The 16371-nt window shown below is 60.6% G+C and carries 16 protein-coding genes; 6 read left to right on the top strand and 10 right to left on the bottom strand.

Features of this window, described 5'->3' with window-relative positions; all coding sequences use genetic code 11:
- Positions 1–211: 211 nt before the first annotated feature.
- Entirely contained in the window at positions 212–1312 is a 1101-nt protein-coding gene (locus tag BFP99_RS07150) for an ABC transporter substrate-binding protein (protein WP_141690760.1), read from the bottom strand.
- 462 nt (positions 1313–1774) lie between these two features.
- Here BFP99_RS07150 and BFP99_RS07145 point away from each other — a divergent pair, with 462 nt between their 5' ends.
- Positions 1775–2380 (top strand): cysteine hydrolase, encoded by a 606-nt coding sequence (locus BFP99_RS07145; protein WP_065927458.1) that lies wholly within the window; start codon positions 1775–1777, stop codon positions 2378–2380.
- A gap of 86 nt (positions 2381–2466) precedes the next feature.
- Here BFP99_RS07145 and BFP99_RS07140 read toward each other — a convergent pair whose 3' ends face one another.
- The 5 genes from BFP99_RS07140 to BFP99_RS07120 all read right to left on the bottom strand — a co-directional run bounded on the left by BFP99_RS07140 (position 2467) and on the right by BFP99_RS07120 (position 5640).
- The gene (locus BFP99_RS07140; RefSeq protein ID WP_027606646.1) at positions 2467–2664 is read right to left on the bottom strand and encodes a hypothetical protein; all 198 of its coding nucleotides are present in this window, start codon (positions 2662–2664) and stop codon (positions 2467–2469) included.
- A 227-nt stretch (positions 2665–2891) separates the two neighbouring features.
- Positions 2892–3524: a hypothetical protein gene (locus BFP99_RS07135; RefSeq protein WP_065946952.1), complete on the bottom strand. Its 633-nt coding sequence runs from the start codon at positions 3522–3524 to the stop codon at positions 2892–2894.
- Between the two features lie 130 nt (positions 3525–3654).
- A complete protein-coding gene (locus tag BFP99_RS07130) occupies positions 3655–4473 on the bottom strand; it encodes a helix-turn-helix transcriptional regulator (protein WP_065946951.1) in 819 nt (272 codons plus the stop codon).
- A gap of 5 nt (positions 4474–4478) precedes the next feature.
- Positions 4479–5018, bottom strand: a complete 540-nt coding sequence (locus BFP99_RS07125) for a kinase inhibitor (protein WP_065946950.1) — start codon at positions 5016–5018, stop codon at positions 4479–4481.
- A 139-nt stretch (positions 5019–5157) separates the two neighbouring features.
- The gene (locus BFP99_RS07120) at positions 5158–5640 is read right to left on the bottom strand and encodes an Lrp/AsnC family transcriptional regulator (RefSeq protein WP_065927454.1); all 483 of its coding nucleotides are present in this window, start codon (positions 5638–5640) and stop codon (positions 5158–5160) included.
- Positions 5641–5783: 143 nt separating this feature from the next.
- Between BFP99_RS07120 and BFP99_RS07115 the strand changes: the two genes are divergently transcribed.
- The 5 genes from BFP99_RS07115 (at position 5784) to BFP99_RS07095 (ending at position 11496) form a co-directional block, all read left to right on the top strand.
- Positions 5784–6824, top strand: a complete 1041-nt coding sequence (locus BFP99_RS07115; protein WP_065946949.1) for a zinc-dependent alcohol dehydrogenase family protein — start codon at positions 5784–5786, stop codon at positions 6822–6824.
- Between the two features lie 243 nt (positions 6825–7067).
- Entirely contained in the window at positions 7068–7919 is an 852-nt protein-coding gene (locus BFP99_RS07110) for a sugar phosphate isomerase/epimerase family protein (RefSeq protein WP_065927452.1), read from the top strand.
- Positions 7920–7932: 13 nt separating this feature from the next.
- Positions 7933–9000: an isopenicillin N synthase family dioxygenase gene (locus BFP99_RS07105; protein ID WP_065927451.1), complete on the top strand. Its 1068-nt coding sequence runs from the start codon at positions 7933–7935 to the stop codon at positions 8998–9000.
- Between the two features lie 77 nt (positions 9001–9077).
- Entirely contained in the window at positions 9078–9881 is an 804-nt protein-coding gene (locus BFP99_RS07100) for an ABC transporter substrate-binding protein (RefSeq protein ID WP_065947028.1), read from the top strand.
- Positions 9882–9987: 106 nt separating this feature from the next.
- Entirely contained in the window at positions 9988–11496 is a 1509-nt protein-coding gene (locus BFP99_RS07095; protein WP_065927450.1) for an amino acid ABC transporter permease/ATP-binding protein, read from the top strand.
- Between the two features lie 67 nt (positions 11497–11563).
- On the opposite strand, the gene BFP99_RS07090 is transcribed toward BFP99_RS07095, so the two are convergent.
- The 4 genes from BFP99_RS07090 to BFP99_RS07075 all read right to left on the bottom strand — a co-directional run bounded on the left by BFP99_RS07090 (position 11564) and on the right by BFP99_RS07075 (position 16367).
- Positions 11564–12643 carry a choline metabolism transcriptional regulator GbdR gene (locus tag BFP99_RS07090; RefSeq protein WP_065946948.1) on the bottom strand — a complete coding sequence of 360 codons (1080 nt, stop codon included), beginning with the start codon at positions 12641–12643 and terminating at the stop codon, positions 11564–11566.
- The gene (gene gabP / locus BFP99_RS07085) at positions 12640–14049 is read right to left on the bottom strand and encodes a GABA permease (RefSeq protein WP_065946947.1); all 1410 of its coding nucleotides are present in this window, start codon (positions 14047–14049) and stop codon (positions 12640–12642) included. Before gabP ends, BFP99_RS07090 begins: the two co-directional genes overlap by 4 nt.
- Positions 14050–14213: 164 nt before the next feature.
- On the bottom strand, positions 14214–15062 hold the full coding sequence (locus BFP99_RS07080; protein ID WP_065946946.1) for an alpha/beta fold hydrolase: 849 nt from the start codon (positions 15060–15062) through the stop codon (positions 14214–14216).
- A 12-nt stretch (positions 15063–15074) separates the two neighbouring features.
- A complete protein-coding gene (locus BFP99_RS07075) occupies positions 15075–16367 on the bottom strand; it encodes an NAD(P)/FAD-dependent oxidoreductase (RefSeq protein WP_065927446.1) in 1293 nt (430 codons plus the stop codon).
- Between the last annotated feature and the right edge of the window lie 4 nt (positions 16368–16371).

Raw genomic sequence — 16371 nt, 5'->3', positions numbered from 1 at the left:
CGGTAGCCCCGTTGACCGAGGCCAGAATTTCCGCGGAATGGCTGGCGGAATCCACCGCACGAACCATGCCTCGCAGGCCGTAGAGGTTCACGAGCGATACCGCCAGCATCAGCAACACCAGTGCGGCAACCGCCAGGCCGATCCTGACGGCAATAGGCCTGGCCGTGGCTGATTTGAATGTCAACATGGGGCCTCGCCTCCTAGCCCGCCGCTACTGTTTCGTCACCTCCGGCAAAGGCGCCGGCGGCGCCGTATGGTTGATGGCCGCATCGATCATCGCCGCAACGGAAGCCTGGCCGTAGAACGGATTGGCGGCACCGCCCACCGGCATAGTGGCAAGCCAGGCGTCCAGGTCTTTGGCATCAATACGTACCAGCGGCACTTCGACGAACTTCGGCACCTGCTTGCCCGCCAGTATCTGCTGGGCCACCCAGAACCCCATCTGGGAGACGCTCGGGGAGGCAGAGACAGAGACGGTCTCGTAGCCATTGGCATCGCGTTCCTGTTTCCACAGGGCAAGTTCGTCCTGACGGTTCCCCATCACGATGATCGGTAAAGGGCGACCCGCCGCCTTGAACGCCATGGCCGCACCATATCCGTCGCCACCCTGGGTAGCCACGGCATCAATGGTGGGCAGCGACGGCAGCGCCAGCGTGACTTCCCTGCGGGCGACAGAAGCCGTCCAGTTCCCGTATACGGTCTTGACGAATTTCAGGCCCGGATAGTCGCTGGCGGCCTTGCGAATGCCATCGCTGATGTTTTTATCCGTGGCATCGCCAGCGATGCCGCGGATCTCCAGTAATGTCCCGTTGCCCTTCAGGCGCTCGGCGATGTAGTCCATTTCCACACGGCCCATGGCGGACCAGTTGTAATCCACGGTATAGACACAGGGCTCGGTGACCAGGCTGGCCATGACGACCACCACGATGCCGGCGTTGCAGGCATCGCGGATCACCCCGTTGAGGGCCGTGTCGGAGGCAGCGAGGATCACGATGGCATCGACGCCCTTGACGATCATGTCCTGGATATGGGCCGCCTGTTCCGAAGCCGAGTTATTGGCGCTGACGACGGGAGCCTCACGGATCAAGCCCTCCTTTTGCGCCTGGAGCGCAATTTCCTGCCAGTTGCGCACCATCACCTTGCGAAAATCGCTGCCTGCGTAGGAATTGCTGAAGGCAATGCTGTAGCTCGCGGTAGGGCCGCTGGCGATGCCCTCGGCGGCAGCCTGGGCCGGATTGGCGGCAACCATCGCCAGCCCCGCCATGCAGCCGGCGAAGCGCCTCAAGATCGTGTGGATCGACTGGGTGTTCATGCTGTTCTCCATCGTGCTTGGCATTTACCAACAGTCATCCACCCGTACCGGCTTACAGCCTGGATCGACGGCGTGTTCTGGTTGGAGCCGTTGGCCCCTACATTGGAGATTTTCGAGCAGGTGAGGTTTGAGGCAGGCATTGAACGTTTCCCTGTATGCCGCGTGCGGGTTGTTGCGTGAGCCGTTGAAAACGCCTGAAGCCCGCCCACCGGCTGTCTTGCCGATACAAGGCTGCTGGCCAACGTCAATGATTTTGCCAGGGTCGGTGCCCTTGGCGGCCGAACATTGAAACCCGTAGATGGCTCGCATTGGCAATGAGCATAGTATCAAAGTGCCCGCTTTGCTCGCGGTCTGTGAACGGATGCGGCGTTCCGAGCCATAGTTTTGTGTTTGACTGCCGCCCCACTCAACCCTGCCTGCTGTTCTACGCTTGTTGCTCGACCCACTTATCGGAGACCCGACATGAACCCACACACCACCGCCCTGGTCCTGATCGAATACCAGAACGATTTCACCACCCAAGGCGGCGTGTTCCATGACGCCGTCAAAGACGTCATGCACACGTCCAATATGCTCGCGAACACCGCCACCACGGTTGAACAGGCGCGCGCGCTCGGCGTGAAGATCATCCACCTGCCGATCCAGTTCGCCGAGGGCTACCCGGAGCTGACCACCCGCGACTACGGGATTCTCAAGGGCGTTGCCGATGGCAGCGCCTTTCGCACCGGCAGTTGGGGTGCCGACATCAGCGAGGCGATTACCCGGGAAGACGGCGACATCCTCGTGGAGGGCAAGCGCGGGCTGGACGGTTTCGCCACCACGGGCCTGGACCTGGTGCTGCGCAACAACGGCATCCAGACCCTGGTGGTGGCGGGCTTCCTGACCAATTGCTGTGTCGAAGGCACGGTACGATCAGGTTATGAGAAGGGCTATAACGTGGTGACCCTGATCGATTGCACCGCGACCTTCACCGACGAACAACAACAGGCCGCAGAACGCTTCACGCTGCCGATGTTTTCCAGGACGTTGCAACACACCGAGTTTCTCGACGGGCTGAACGCCCGGTAGCCATCGCCCAGAAGGCGGCTTTACAGCCGCCTTCGGATTCCCAGCCACCTGCGACACCCCGGCCGGGTTCGTTGATCTGAAACACCTCAGTTGTCAGGGTGCTCGCTCGCCACTGAATCGGCAGCGTCCACATCAGACATATCCTCCTCAAGGGGTGCATCGTCGTCCGGCGGCAGCGGGATCTTATCCTCATCACGCTTCGGGTCGTGCCCTGTCTCGTTGTCCGTGCCGCGCGTAACAGCCTGCTGTGAAATGTTGCCCGGGGCATTCTCATTGATTTCCATGCTGGCTCTCCGTTCTTGGGCTCGGGATATCCGTGCTTAAGGTTGAGAAACACCATGCCCCCCAGAGTGCCGGGCAACAGACGAATGGACGCGCCCAAACTGGCACAAGGTGACACTGCCGGTGCGTGTTTCGATCCATTCGACGCCGTGGGTATTTGCTGGATGGCGCTGACGGCGGCGCAATTATCGATGCGATTGAAAGGTGATAGTGCTCGGAGGTGCTTCGTTCATTTGTCCAGATTCATTGGTTCATGCATCCGTTCGCCTATTATTGCGCGCAGCCATGCGGCATGAAATTCCATGTCTTCCAGAGAAGTCCCCTCAGCCAATCGATATTCGAACTCCTTGCCCCTCGGCCCTTGATACACGACGCTGAAATGTCCATGGCGGTCATAACTGGCGAGCAGGTAAGGGCTGATACAAATGATATCGCTAAAGGGCACCTGCACTTCGGCGGGTTTACGGCCGCGACGGGTGACGGTGAGAGTAAGCAGTTGCCGGTTTTCGTCAAAGGTGAAGGCCAGCACTCTGGACGCAGAGAACATCCACGCGAAAACCAGCCCCATGAGCACAACAAAACCAAGCATGAACAGGATGAGAGGCGACGTGGTGAGACTCGCCCCATCGCTGGACGATGCGCCTCGCATCGCTTCTAGGCCGAAAAAGATCAGCACCATCACCCCTATGACCGGCAGAAACATAAGCAGCACAACGCAGAAACCCAAAATGGCCGCCCCAGTGCTGCCGAGGGTGGGTAAGTCCGGATTGCCATGCCACATAGGTGGGTGAACGCGCGGTTTTTCAGTGCTTGACCCGGCTGCAGGCGTTGCGATGGGGTGAACTGAAGTTTGATGAGTCATCCAGCAGGCTCCGGGGGTGCTGCGTAGACAGTAGCACTATCGCCAGACAGTCTGGTCCGGTACCCACCGATAAACGTCACATGGCTCGCACTGCCGGCCGGCAGACTAGGGAAAGCCCTCCCGCAAATGCTCAAATCGCTGCCCGCAACTCACGGGGTGACAGGCCATAGTGTGAGCGAAAGCGCACGGCAAAACGTGAGGCCGAGGCGTAGCCGCAGGCGCCGGCAATTTCACCGATCGGGCGAGACGTTGTTTGCAGCCGTTGTAATGCTGTCGCCAGTCGAACGCCCTCCAGAATATTCCTGAAACTATTCCCTTCGTTCGCCAGTTGGCGACGCAAGGTCGACTCCCCCAGGTTCATGTGCTGTGCGATGCTCGCAACCGTCCAGTCTCTCTCCGGGCTGGCCATTACCAGCTGCTGCACCCGCTCGCACAAGGGATCGTTGCGCCCCATCAGCAGAGGTCCGGCCTGGCCGCCAAGGCTTAGGCTCAGCAGCACCGCTTCCCCATAATGTGTGCAGAGTGCCTGCGGGGCGTTTGCATTGATGGCGACCAGCAACTGCTCCCATGCCTGGGTGGTGTGCCTGTCCAGGGGAACGCATAGATCGCTCTTCAGTGCACCGCGACCACTCTTGATCTGCTGGCTATATCGGCTGCTGAATTGACGCAATGTCGAGACGGGAAAGGTCACCGCATCGGCGATGTAGTGACCCTGAGGGCCGGGTAAGTTTGAGATACCCAGCTCGCGCCCGGCCGGCATCAGAATCAGATGCCGAGGCCCTGCGCGCATTTCCCGGTCATCCCATTGCAACAGTTTTTCCCCCTGCCGCACTCGACACAAGGTGGTCACGAACACCGGCACCCTGGGCAAGGTAAGGGCATGTCGCGCCCGTATGACACAGGCATCGATAATATTTTCCCGGTGCTGTATGCCGTCACAAGGGCGCATGCTTCTTAACGTCCGTAAGTTGAAGTAATGGTCGCTTTGGCCAGGACGTTGGCGTTGAGCATGTAACCGACCAAGGCTCCGCTGGCCTGGTTGTCGAGCGGTAGCTTATCGACTTTCAAGGCCCACACGGTGAATTGATAGCGATGGGGTTTATCGCCGACAGGAGGGCAAGCGCCCCCGAACCCCGGCTGGCCATAATCGGTTCGCCCTTGTACTGCACCCGCAGGCAGGTTTGCCCCCACGCCGCTGGGCAAACTATGGGTGGAGGCTGGCAGGCTGACCACCGTCCAATGCCACCAACCGCTGCCGGTGGGGGCATCGGGATCGTAAACGGTGATCGCGTAGCTTTTAGTCCCTGCGGGGGCGTTTTTCCACGAAAGCTCAGGAGACGTGTTGCCACCTTCGCAACCGAAGCCCTGGAACACTTCGCGACGGGTCAGCGGGCGGTTGTCTGCAATATCCCGGCTGGTCAGTGAGAAATCCGCAGCGTAGCCACTGAGTGTGACGGCCATGGAGAGTGCAGGCAGGATTAATCTGATGTTCATTGCGGCTCCAGCTGAGTCTTGAAGTGAAGCTCGAGTCTAGGTTGAACAAAACCGGGAGACTGTGCCGAAATGCTCGATAACAGTGCCGAAATGCTCGATTGTCCGGACGAACGATGGTTCTCGACGTGCCCGACAGCCTTCAGATGCTCAAGAGCTCGCTGACGGGGAGTCGATGAGTGGTCTTCATCTCTCGCAGGGAGAGGTTCGAGCGAATACTTGAAACCCCAGGGAGCTTCCTCAGCACTGTTTCGACAAAGCGGCTATAGCTGTCCAGGTCCCGTGCAACCACCTCAAGTAGAAAGTCCGCCTCCCCCGTTGTGTTATGGCAACTCAATACCTGCGGGGCCGCCTGGATAATCTTTTCAAACGTTGCCGTGGCTTCTTCGCTGTGATCCGTGCAGGAGATCTGGACAAACGCCTTCAGGCCCAGCCCGAGTTTCTTTCGATTGAGAATGGCTTGGTATCCCTCGATCACCCCGCATTCTTCCAGCCGTCTTTGCTTGCGCCAACAGGACGCTTCGCTGAGGGACAGCTGCTCGGCCAGCTTGACATTCGACAGCTTGCCGTCCCGCTGCAAACGCTCCGATATTGCAATGTCCGCTTTATCGAGCTGCTCAACCATGAAATAACCCCTCAAATTCAGGCTTAAAAATGAAGGTTAATTTCAATTCTTGCGCTCGGTCAATTGCAACTTGAAAGGTAATTTCAAGGCGCTCATTCATAATGGCAATGCCTGAATCGCCCCTCCAAGCCGAGGTAATTTGAATGAAAGCAGTCGTCTACGAAGCCTTTTCCAAACCGCCGCGCCTGATGAACGTGGCCGATCCATCCCCGGAACGTCATGGCGTGGTGATCCAGGTGCTTGGCACCGGGGTGTGCCGCAGCGACTGGCATGGCTGGAAAGGTCATGACCCCGACATTGAACTGCCCCATGTACCGGGTCATGAGCTGGCGGGCATCGTGGCCGAGGTGGGCCACGGCGTCACGCGGTGGAAGGTCGGCGACCGGGTGACCGTGCCGTTCGTGGGTGGGTGTGGTGCCTGTGCGCAGTGCAACAGCGGCAATCAGCAGGTGTGCCACACGCAATTCCAGCCGGGCTTCACTCATTGGGGCTCGTTTGCCGAGTACGTCGGCATCCACCAGGCCGATCTGAACCTGGTCGCGCTGCCCGAGAGCATGGACTTCGCTACCGCCGCAAGCCTGGGTTGTCGCTTCGCCACCTCGTTCCGTGCAGTCGTCGACCAAGGCAACGTCAGCGCCGGTCAGTGGGTCGCGGTTCACGGCTGCGGAGGTGTAGGCCTGTCTGCGGTGATGATCGCCCAGGCCATTGGCGCGAACGTGATCGCCATCGATATTTCCCAGGAAAAACTCGATCTGGCGCGCGCCCTCGGCGCTGTCGCCACCATTAATGCCCAGTACGTCGCAGACGTCACCGAAGCCGTGCTGGAAATCACCCAGGGCGGTGCCCACGTCTCGCTGGACGCCTTGGGCCACCCAACCACCTGTTTCAACTCCATCAACAACCTGCGCCGTCGCGGCAAGCACGTCCAGGTCGGGCTGATGCTCGCTGATCACGCCACGCCGGCGATCCCCATGAGCAAGGTTATCGCCCATGAACTTGAGATCTACGGTAGCCACGGCATGCAGGCGCATCGCTATGGCGCCATGATCGAGATGATCACCTCAGGCAAGCTGGCGCCTGAAAAACTCGTGGGTAAAACCATCAGCCTGGAACAGTCCATCGACGCGTTGACGAACATGGACCGCTTCGAGACGGCAGGGGTAACCGTCATAACCGAGTTTTGACCCATGACGCGACGCTGAGCCGCACTGAACAATAGTTTAGAAATCTCTGAACTATCTATTTGCACTTCCCTATTCTTTCCGCCAAGCGCCCCTCCCTACTATTGGCGGCAACAAAGGAGCCTTTCCACAGAGATGGGGCCCGAAGATTGCCTTTTCTGATTGTCACTGCCGTTTTTTGTGCGTTTCGGTCCGCGCCGAAACGCCGCTGTGTCAATCATGCGAAGGCACCTTTGGAGCAGATCGATGAAATTGGAAGTATTCCGAACGTTGTGGGGCTACACCGCAAGCAAGGCACAAGCGCTCGAAGAGTTGCTTGAGGCCGGGTTCGATGGCATGGAAGCCCGCCTGCCCATGACCGCAAGCGAACGCGCCGAGTTCGCAGCCTTTCTACGCGCCAACCATGTCAGCTATATCAGTACCGTCTTCAGCGCCTACGATGTTCTGCCGCAACAATCGGCGAGCGTCGACGAACACCTTCTGGACCTCGATAAAAAACTCGCTTGGGCGGCTGAATTGTCGCCGCGCTTCATCAACCTGCTGGCTGGCAACGACCGCTGGCCACTGGCACAGCAAGTCGACTTCTTTGGCCGCGCGATGGACGTCGCGCGCAAGCACGGCCAGGTGTGCGCCTTTGAAACCCATCGTGCGCGCTCGTTGTTCAACCCCTGGGTCACCCTCGAGCTGATCCGTCAACTGCCGGACCTGCGCTTCACCAGCGACATCAGTCATTGGGTCGTCACCTGCGAGCGTCTGCTCAACGATCCGGAAGATGACCTCAGCGCTTTCGTCGAGCGCGTTCACCACATTCAAGCCCGGGTCGGTTATGACCAGGGGCCCCAGGTTCCCCACCCCGCCGCTCCCGAGTACACCCAAGCGCTGGCCTTCCATCAGCAGCATTGGGAGGCCATCTGGCGATCCCAGGAAAGTCGCGGCTATCAGGTCAGCACGCTGACACCGGAGTTCGGTGCCGACGGCTACCTGCATCACCTGCCCTTCACCAATGTGCCGGTGGCCGACCTGTGGTCGCTGAATGTGTGGATGGCAAATACCGAGCGCGAGCATTTCCGGCGTTTCAGCGGCGCCTCAACCCGATAAGGAGCGTTACTTCATGCCTGACCAAACGCCAAAGGCCGCCAACTTCAATCGCATTCCGCTGGTGGACATCGCCGGGCTGTACAGCGACGACATCACACAGCGCCAGGCAGTGGCCGAAGAACTCGGTAACGCCGCACGCGCAGTGGGTTTTCTGTACATCAAGAACCACGGCATCGAGTCGTCGTTGATCGACGGCGTGCGTCACGCGGCGAAGGACCTGTTTGCGCAATCCCTTGCGTACAAGATGCAGCATTACATCGGCACCTCCCGCAGCCACAAGGGGTTTGTGCCTGAAGGCGAAGAGGTCTATGCCAAAGGCAAACCGGACCACAAGGAGGCGTTCGATATCGGTTTTGAAGTGGGCGAAGACGATCCGCTGGTCAGGGCCGGGACCCCCTTGATCGGGGCCAATGAATGGCCGGACCTGCCGGGTTTCCGTCCCGCCGTCGAAGCGTACTACGCTGCGGTGTTTGCGCTGGGTCGTCGCCTGTTCAAGGGCTTTGCGCTCGCATTGGGCCTGGAAGAGGACTATTTCGAGGCACTGGTTACCCGCCCACCGTCGAAACTGCGCCTGATTCACTACCCCTTTGACCTGGCCGCCCAAGACGCACCCGGCATTGGTGCGCATACCGACTACGAGTGCTTCACCATTTTGCTTGCCGACAAGCCAGGTCTCGAGGTGATGAACGATCAAGGGCAATGGATTGATGCGCCACCCGTGGACGGTGCCTTTGTGGTCAACATCGGCGACATGCTGGAGGTCATGACCGCGGGTACGTTCGTCGCTACGGCTCACCGAGTGCGAACCGTCAGCGAAGAGCGCTACGCCTTCCCACTCTTCTACGCGTGCGACTTTCATACGCAGATCAAGCCACTGCCACAGTTTCTTGAAGGCGCTTTTCTTGAAGGCGCTAGGGATTACCAGGAAATCACCATCGGTGAGCACATGTTCGGCCAAGCGTTGCAGACCTATCAGTACCTGCGCCGCAAAGTCGAACAGGGCGAACTCACGCTGTACGAGAAAGCGCGCAAGCCATCGAGTTTCGGTCACTTGAAGAGCCAGGCGCAGGACGCGTCCTGATGCAACCCTCAGCCTGGTCACACCGCCCTGTTTAACCACCCGCCCAACCCTACTTTACCGACGTGGAGTCATCGATGATGCGCAATCCAATCAATCATGCTGTCCGCTTGACCCTGCTGGCCGTCGCACTCCTTGGTGCGGCCGGCGCCCATGCAGCAACGACGGTGACGCCCGGCGTACTCAAGATCGGCATGGAAATCACCTATCCGCCCTTTGAGTCATACGACGAACATAAAAACGTCGTCGGTTCCGACCCCGAGCTGGCGCACCTGCTCGCCAAGCACCTGGACCTCAAGGCCGACTTCGTCGACACCAAGTTTTCCAACCTGATCCTCAGCCTGAACGCCGGCCACTACGACGCGATCATCTCCGGCATGTACATCACGCCCCAGCGGCAGACGCAAGCGCAAACCATCCCCTACGCCCAGACCGGCGCAGCGATCATGGTGCTGAAGGACAGCCCGCTGAAACCGAAAGTACCGGAAGACCTCTGCGGCCTGAAAGTCGGCCTGGAAAAAGGCACCACGTGGGTGACGCAGTTCAACACGCTCTCGACCGACTACTGCATCCCGAATAACAAGGGCGCGATTATGGTCAGCGAGTTCCCGTCCGCACCGGAGGTAACCCAGGCGCTGCTCTCCGGCAATGTGCAGGCTCAGGTTGAGATCGACGGCGCCGCCGGCATGATCGCAGAACGCACCAAGGGCCGCGTCGTGGTGAGCACCGAGCACTCGATCTATCAGCAGACGCTGGGTATTTACGTCAAGAAAGGCAACGACGCGCTCTATCAGGCACTGCTCAAGGCCTTTGAGGCGAGCAAGGCTTCCGGTGAATACACCGCCCTGTTGAAGAAATACAACCTCGAAGAACCGACTAACTGACCCGGTGCAGCCCTGTGGGAGCGCTGCCGCTCCCACAGTCGGCGGCTTTCGCTTGACTGCCCGGCCCAGGTAAAGCCTGTGTCGACGCCAGCAGTTGGAGAGACACATGCAATTTGAATGGCCTTACTTTTTTTCTCTGTTTTCGCTCTCGGACTTCTGGAAAGCCTGCATTACGGTGGTGGAGCTCAGCACGCTGGCCTGGTTCATCGGCATGCTGCTGGGCTTCCTGCTGGCTTCGGCCAAGCTTTCGGCCGCGCGCTGGATCAGCGTGCCGGCGTCGATTTATATCTGGTTCTTTCGCAGCGTGCCGCTGCTGGTATTGGTGGTGTTCGTCTATAACCTGCCGCAGATGTTCCCGGTCACCCGTGGCGTCCTGTCCAACCCGTTCTATTCCGGCCTGTTGGCCCTGGTGGTCACCGAAGCGGCCTATATGGCGGAAATCCACCGTGGTGGCTTGATATCCGTGGCCAAAGGTCAAAAAGAGGCCGGCCGCGCGCTGGGCATCGGCCTGATCGGTTTGCAGCGCCTGATCGTGATCCCCCAGGCGTTCCGCATTTCCCTGCCGACGCTGATCAACGAATACATCACCGTGGTGAAACTGACCTCGCTGGTCTCGGTGATTTCCTTGACCGAACTGTTGACCGTGGGCCAGCGCCTTTACGCGCAAAACTTCCTGGTGATGGAAACCCTATCGGCTGTGGCGGTGTATTACGTGCTGATCGTGACCGTGCTCGGCTGGTTGTTTCATTGGCTGGAGCACCACCTGGAACTCAACAACCGCATACCCCAGACGCTGGATGACACCAGCATGGGGCGCCTACGCGCATCACAACCCGCCCCTCCTTCGGCAAGCGCTCGGAAAACCTCCGGGCCTGGCTCGGCACCCGCCCTGCAACTGGTCGACATTCACAAGCGCTACGGCCAGCACGCTGTGCTCAAGGGCATCAACCTTGATGTAAATGTGGGTCAGGTGATTTCCATCATCGGCCCGTCGGGCTCGGGAAAAACCTCGCTGATCCGCACCGTCAACGCCCTGGAAAGCATCGACCAAGGCGAGATCATTCTGTTCGGCGAAAGCTATATCCACGCCGGTGATAACACCAACACGCAACAAGTACGCCGTGGGGTACAGCACATCGGCATGGTGTTCCAGGGCTTCAACCTGTTTCCCCATCGCACCATTCTTGACAACGTCACCCTCGCGCCGCGCTATCACGGCCGCGACAAGCTCATCAGCGAGCAGCGCGCCTACGCCCTGCTGGACAAGGTCGGACTGCTGGCTCACGCGCACAAGTATCCGCATCAGTTGTCTGGGGGGCAGCAACAACGCGTGGCAATCGCCCGCGCATTGGCCATGGATCCACATATCATGCTGTTTGATGAGCCGACGTCAGCCCTTGACCCGGAACTGGTAGGCGACGTGCTCAAGGTCATCGGCGACCTGGCCAAAGAAGGCATGACCATGCTGATCGTGACTCACGAGATGGACTTCGCCCTGTCCATTTCCGACCGGGTGATTTTCATGGAGGACGGCCTGGTTGCGCTGGATGCGGCGCCTGGGATGATTCGTGCCGATCAGTGCGGCGAGAGAATCAAGGCGTTCATGCGGGTTTGAAGCCAGCGTGAGTGGGGCCTGAAATTCGAAACGCAAGCGTCGCTGATCAGCGCCACTCACCTTACTCTCAGCGCCTGGCCTTGAGCCGGACACTGGCAAAGGTAGATTCCCCCCGCGCCTGCTCCAGGGCACTCATTGGCATCGTCACCGGTACGGCGCGAATCATCGGCCTCAACATGCCGGCTTGCTCGCCCGCCGTCACCAGGCGCTCGTCGCTGGGCGGCACGCCAAAGTACTCGCGGTAGCATTTGGAGAAGTGCGGCGTGGACACAAACCCGCAGAGCAAGGCCAACTCCACGATCGAAATGGGGGTTTGCTTGAGCAACTGGCGCGCGCGGATCAGCCGCAACCGCAGGTAGTAGCGCGAGGGCGAACAGTGCAGGTACTTCTGGAACATGCGCTCAAGCTGCCGGCGTGACAGGGCCACGTACTCGGCCAATTCATCCAGGTCGATCGGTTCTTCCAGGTTGGCCTCCATCAGCGCGACGATTTCCTGCAGCTTCGGTTGCTGGGTGCCGAGCATATGCTTGAGCGGCACGCGCTGATGGTCCTGCTCGTTGCGCATGCGCTCGTACACGAACATGTCCGAAATCGCCGCCGACAACTCATGCCCATGCTCACGCCCGATCAGGTGCAGCATCATGTCCATGGGCGCAGTGCCGCCCGAGCTGGTCAGGCGATCGCGGTCGAGGGTGAACACGCTGGCGCTGAGGCTCACCCGTGGAAAGGCTTCCTGCATGGCCGCCAGCCACTCCCAATGCACGCTGCATTCAAACCCGTCGAGCAGCCCCGCCCGGGCCAATACCCAACTGCCGGTACAAATACCGCCCAGGCGCTTGGAATAACGCGCCTGGGTCCGCAGCCACTTCATCAGCTCGTCGCTCAGGGTGTGTTGAATACCCGTGCCGCCGCACACCACGACGATATCCGCAGAGGGCGCAGCGGCTATGGAACAGTCCGGCGTGATGGGCATGCCGTCGCTGGCCCACACAGGATGACCGTCGACACTGGCGGTGTGCCAACGATACAACTCCTGGCCTGCCAGTTGGTTGGCCATGCGCAGCGGCTCTACCGCCGACGCCAACGAGATCAGGGTGAACTGATCCAGCAGCACGAATACCAAACAGGTGACCGGCCGGGGGTTCATGGGCGCGAAGCCAGGGGGATCGATTTTTGGGTGCGGTCGGGCTGCCGCGCCGTGATCATGCCGACCAGGGAAATCAGCAAGGCCAGGCCGATGGTCGACGACACCTCAAAGCGGTGCTCGGGCGTCAACAGCATCACCGCCAATGCGCAACAGATGAAGACGATAACCACCCAGGTCAGCCAGGGAAACAGCCACATCTTGAACGTCAGGGTGACATTGCGGCGTTGCAGGACCTTGCGCATGCGCAGTTGCGACACGGCGATCACCAGGTACACCAGCAAAGCGATGGCACCCGAGCTGGCCAGCAGAAACTGGAACAATCCGGCGGGCATGAAGTAACTGAGCAAGGTCACGCCAGCCCCGAGGATCGTGCTGGCGATCACGGCGGCCCTCGGCACACTCGCGGCGGAGGTCTTTTTCATCAACGTGGGCGCATCCCCACGTTTGCCCAGGGAATACAGCATGCGTGAGGCAATGTAGATGGACGAGTTCATGCAGCTCGCCACGGCAATCAACACCACCACGTCCACCAGTAACTTGGCATGGGGAATGTTCATCAGTTCCAGGGCGCGCTGATAAGAGCCTACCGATGCCAACAGCGGGTCATTCCACGGCACCACGGAAATCACCACGAAGATCGACAACACGTAGAACACGCCGATGCGCCACATCACCGAGCGCGTGGCCCGGGCGATATTTTGCGCCGGGTTATTGGACTCGGCAGCCGCGATGGTGACGGCTTCCGTGCCGATAAAGCTGAACATGATGGTGATGAATGCCCCGACCACCGCCGACAGGCCGTTAGGCGCGAAACCACCGTGTTCTTCCATCAGGCGACTCAAGCCGCTGGCCTCCCGCTCGGGAATCCAGCCCATCAGCACCGCGCCTCCCAGGCCGATAAAGCCGATGATCGCCACCACCTTGGCCATGGCAAACCAGAACTCGAATTCACCGTACTTGGAGACGCTGAACAAATTGGTGACCACCAACAAAAAGATCGACAACAAGGCGAACAGCCAAGCGTCGATCTGCGGGAACCACTGGTTGAGGATATGCCCGGCGGCCAGGGCTTCGATGGGAATCACCAGCACCCAGAACCACCAGTACAGCCAGCCGATCGTAAACCCGGCCCAGCGGCCGATGGCCTGGTCGGCGTAGGTCGAGAATGAGCCGGTGTCGGGGTTGGCCACCGCCATCTCCCCCAGCATGCGCATGACCAGCACCACCAACAGGCCGGAAAACAGATACGCCAGCATCACGGCCGGCCCCGCCGCCGCGATAGCGTGCCCGGAGCCGACAAACAGCCCCGCGCCGATAATGCCTGCAATGGAGAGCATGGTGACATGACGCGGCTTGAAGCCCTGCGCCAGCTGGCCGTTGGAGTCCTTGGAAATCAGGCTATTCATCGTTGTTTTTTATTCTCTGTGATCGACGTTAAGACGTACTGACTGGAAGGTCAGGCGATCATCATTTCTTAATGACGGGTCACAGTACGCGGCCTGCGTGCCGCAAAAATAGCCTCATAGCGGCACGCCGGTGCCTGATATCGACATTGGCGGGCGGCCGCCGCTCATTGCCTCGGCGGGTCAAGGTTCGCCAGAAAGCCTGCGATCAGCGCGTTGAACACCGCGCCCTGATCGTCGTGCACATAGTGGCTCGCGTCGGCGACCTCCACCGTCCGCACATGGGGGTTGCTGGCCCTCATCGCCTGCAGCGTCGCCGGCGGCAGGAAGTCCGAGCGACCACCGCGAATGAACAGGCTGGGGCAATCCAGCGCACGCACCGCTGGCCACAGGTCCGTCGGCTCGATACTCAGGCGGGCCTGGGCAATCCCCTGCTGATCATGGCGCCAGCCAATCACACCGTCGCGTTCCTGCATCGAATGCGCCAGCCTCGACGCCAGGCCCTGCTCCGACAACCCCGGGCGCGAAGCCCTCCAGAACCCACGGGCTGCGTCCCAATTGTCGAACTGCAACGGCGTCTGGCCCATCTCGCGACGGATACGCGCGGCGCCATCGCCCTGGGTTGAAGAGCCGGGGCCGATGTCCTCGATCAGCAACCCCAGCAAGCGTCCCGGATGTTGCCGCGCATACTCGAGGGCGTTGGCGCCGCCCAATGAATGCCCGAGCAGGACAAAACGCTGCAGGCCGACATGGGCGATCAGATCCTCAAGGTCCTCGACATAGGATTGGGTGTGATACGTGGAGGGCTCGGCCCAGTCGCTCAACCCACGACCACGCTGGTCGAGGGCATAGATGCAGTAGCCCTCCCCCAGGGATTGCACCAGCGACTCCCAGGTCTGGGCATAGGCGCGCAGGCCGTGCAACAGCACCAGGGGCACGCCACTCGATGCGCCCCAGCGCAAATAGTGCAGGCGCAGGCCCGAACGGTTGGTGAAGAAACAGCTGTCTGCAGGCATGGGCTTGCTCCTTTAGAAACGGTCGAAGCGATAAGGGCTTGGGTCAATGATCGGCGCATGCCCACTGACCAGGTCCGCGGCGAGATGACCCGCCGCCGGCGATGTACCGAAGCCGTGCCCCGAAAAACCGGTGGCCACGGTCAGCCCCGGAATCTGCGCGACCGGGCCGATGACCGGGTTGGAATCGGGTGTCACGTCGATAGTGCCGGCCCAGGCCTGGGCGATCCGTGCCTGTTCAAACACCGGCCAGGCCGCCATCAGGTTGTTCATCGCGTCGCTATTGAGGCGCGGGTTGGCCGCCGGATCCTGCACCCTGACGCGCTCGAACGGGCTGACGCTGTCGGCGCGCCAACGCCGCGCCAGGGCCAGGTCATTGATGAACGGCTTGCCCAGCGACACGTTCAGCACACTGCGTTGCGCACGGAACTGCGGCATGTATTGCTTGGCGAGCAGCAGATGGTCGAGGGTCAGGAACGCATCCAACTTACCCCGTTGGGTAATGATGAAACCGCCGTCCTGGTGCTTGCGAAACGAAAAGTCCGGCGCGCCGACCGCGATCTGCGTCGGCCCCTCCATGGGGTGGGTACGCAGTACCGAGCAGGTCAGGGGCAAGGTCGGCAACGCCACACCGAGGTTGCCCAGAAAGCGCCTTGACCACATGCCCCCCGCCAGCAGCACATGATCACAACGGATTTCGCCCTTTTCCGTGACCACACCGCTGACCGTGCCGCCGGACATCTGCAGCGTACGCACCGCGCACTGCTCGATGATCACCACGCCCCTGTCCATGGCGGCCCTGGCAATCGCGCTGCTGGCCAGCGTCGGTTCGGCACGCGCATCGGAAGGGGTAAAGATGCCACCGGCCCAGTCACCCGTGCCGCCTGGCACCAGCGCGTCGATTTCACGCTTGCTGAGCAGGCGTGAATCCAGCGACAAATGCTCCACCGACTTGAGCCAGCCCTCGTGCATTGCCATTTGCGCCGGGGTGCGCCCGACAAACATGATGCCTTCCTGGCGATACCCCACATCCGCCCCTACCCGCTCGGGCATCTGCGCCCACAAGCGGTCGGCGGCCAGGGCCAGCGGGATGTCGGCCGCGTGGCGGCTGGTCTTGCGCACCCAACCCAGGTTGCGGGACGACTGTTCGGCGGCGATCCGGCCTTTTTCCAGGACCACCACGGCGATATTGCGCTCAGCCAAGGTCAGCGCAGCCGTGAGGCCGATGATCCCGCCGCCAATGATGACGACGGCGGTCGCGCTGGGAAACACGGTGGAGGTTGTCACGGGCGCTATTGTCGGTGCCATGGTC

The sequence above is a fragment of the Pseudomonas sp. 1 R 17 genome, assembly GCF_900067035.1.
GTDB lineage: Bacteria > Pseudomonadota > Gammaproteobacteria > Pseudomonadales > Pseudomonadaceae > Aquipseudomonas > Aquipseudomonas marginalis.
The sequence above is the reverse complement of the archived record's forward strand: the minus strand, read 5'-3'. Positions and strand labels throughout refer to the sequence as shown.

Coding starts and splice junctions, on each gene's coding strand:
- BFP99_RS07150 (WP_141690760.1), bottom strand. CDS start 1,312: ATGAACACCCAGTCGATCCACACGATCTTGAGGCGCTTCGCCGGCTGC.
- BFP99_RS07145 (WP_065927458.1), top strand. CDS start 1,775: ATGAACCCACACACCACCGCCCTGGTCCTGATCGAATACCAGAACGAT.
- BFP99_RS07140 (WP_027606646.1), bottom strand. CDS start 2,664: ATGGAAATCAATGAGAATGCCCCGGGCAACATTTCACAGCAGGCTGTT.
- BFP99_RS07135 (WP_065946952.1), bottom strand. CDS start 3,524: ATGACTCATCAAACTTCAGTTCACCCCATCGCAACGCCTGCAGCCGGG.
- BFP99_RS07130 (WP_065946951.1), bottom strand. CDS start 4,473: ATGCGCCCTTGTGACGGCATACAGCACCGGGAAAATATTATCGATGCC.
- BFP99_RS07125 (WP_065946950.1), bottom strand. CDS start 5,018: ATGAACATCAGATTAATCCTGCCTGCACTCTCCATGGCCGTCACACTC.
- BFP99_RS07120 (WP_065927454.1), bottom strand. CDS start 5,640: ATGGTTGAGCAGCTCGATAAAGCGGACATTGCAATATCGGAGCGTTTG.
- BFP99_RS07115 (WP_065946949.1), top strand. CDS start 5,784: ATGAAAGCAGTCGTCTACGAAGCCTTTTCCAAACCGCCGCGCCTGATG.
- BFP99_RS07110 (WP_065927452.1), top strand. CDS start 7,068: ATGAAATTGGAAGTATTCCGAACGTTGTGGGGCTACACCGCAAGCAAG.
- BFP99_RS07105 (WP_065927451.1), top strand. CDS start 7,933: ATGCCTGACCAAACGCCAAAGGCCGCCAACTTCAATCGCATTCCGCTG.
- BFP99_RS07100 (WP_065947028.1), top strand. CDS start 9,078: ATGCGCAATCCAATCAATCATGCTGTCCGCTTGACCCTGCTGGCCGTC.
- BFP99_RS07095 (WP_065927450.1), top strand. CDS start 9,988: ATGCAATTTGAATGGCCTTACTTTTTTTCTCTGTTTTCGCTCTCGGAC.
- BFP99_RS07090 (WP_065946948.1), bottom strand. CDS start 12,643: ATGAACCCCCGGCCGGTCACCTGTTTGGTATTCGTGCTGCTGGATCAG.
- gabP (WP_065946947.1), bottom strand. CDS start 14,049: ATGAATAGCCTGATTTCCAAGGACTCCAACGGCCAGCTGGCGCAGGGC.
- BFP99_RS07080 (WP_065946946.1), bottom strand. CDS start 15,062: ATGCCTGCAGACAGCTGTTTCTTCACCAACCGTTCGGGCCTGCGCCTG.
- BFP99_RS07075 (WP_065927446.1), bottom strand. CDS start 16,367: ATGGCACCGACAATAGCGCCCGTGACAACCTCCACCGTGTTTCCCAGC.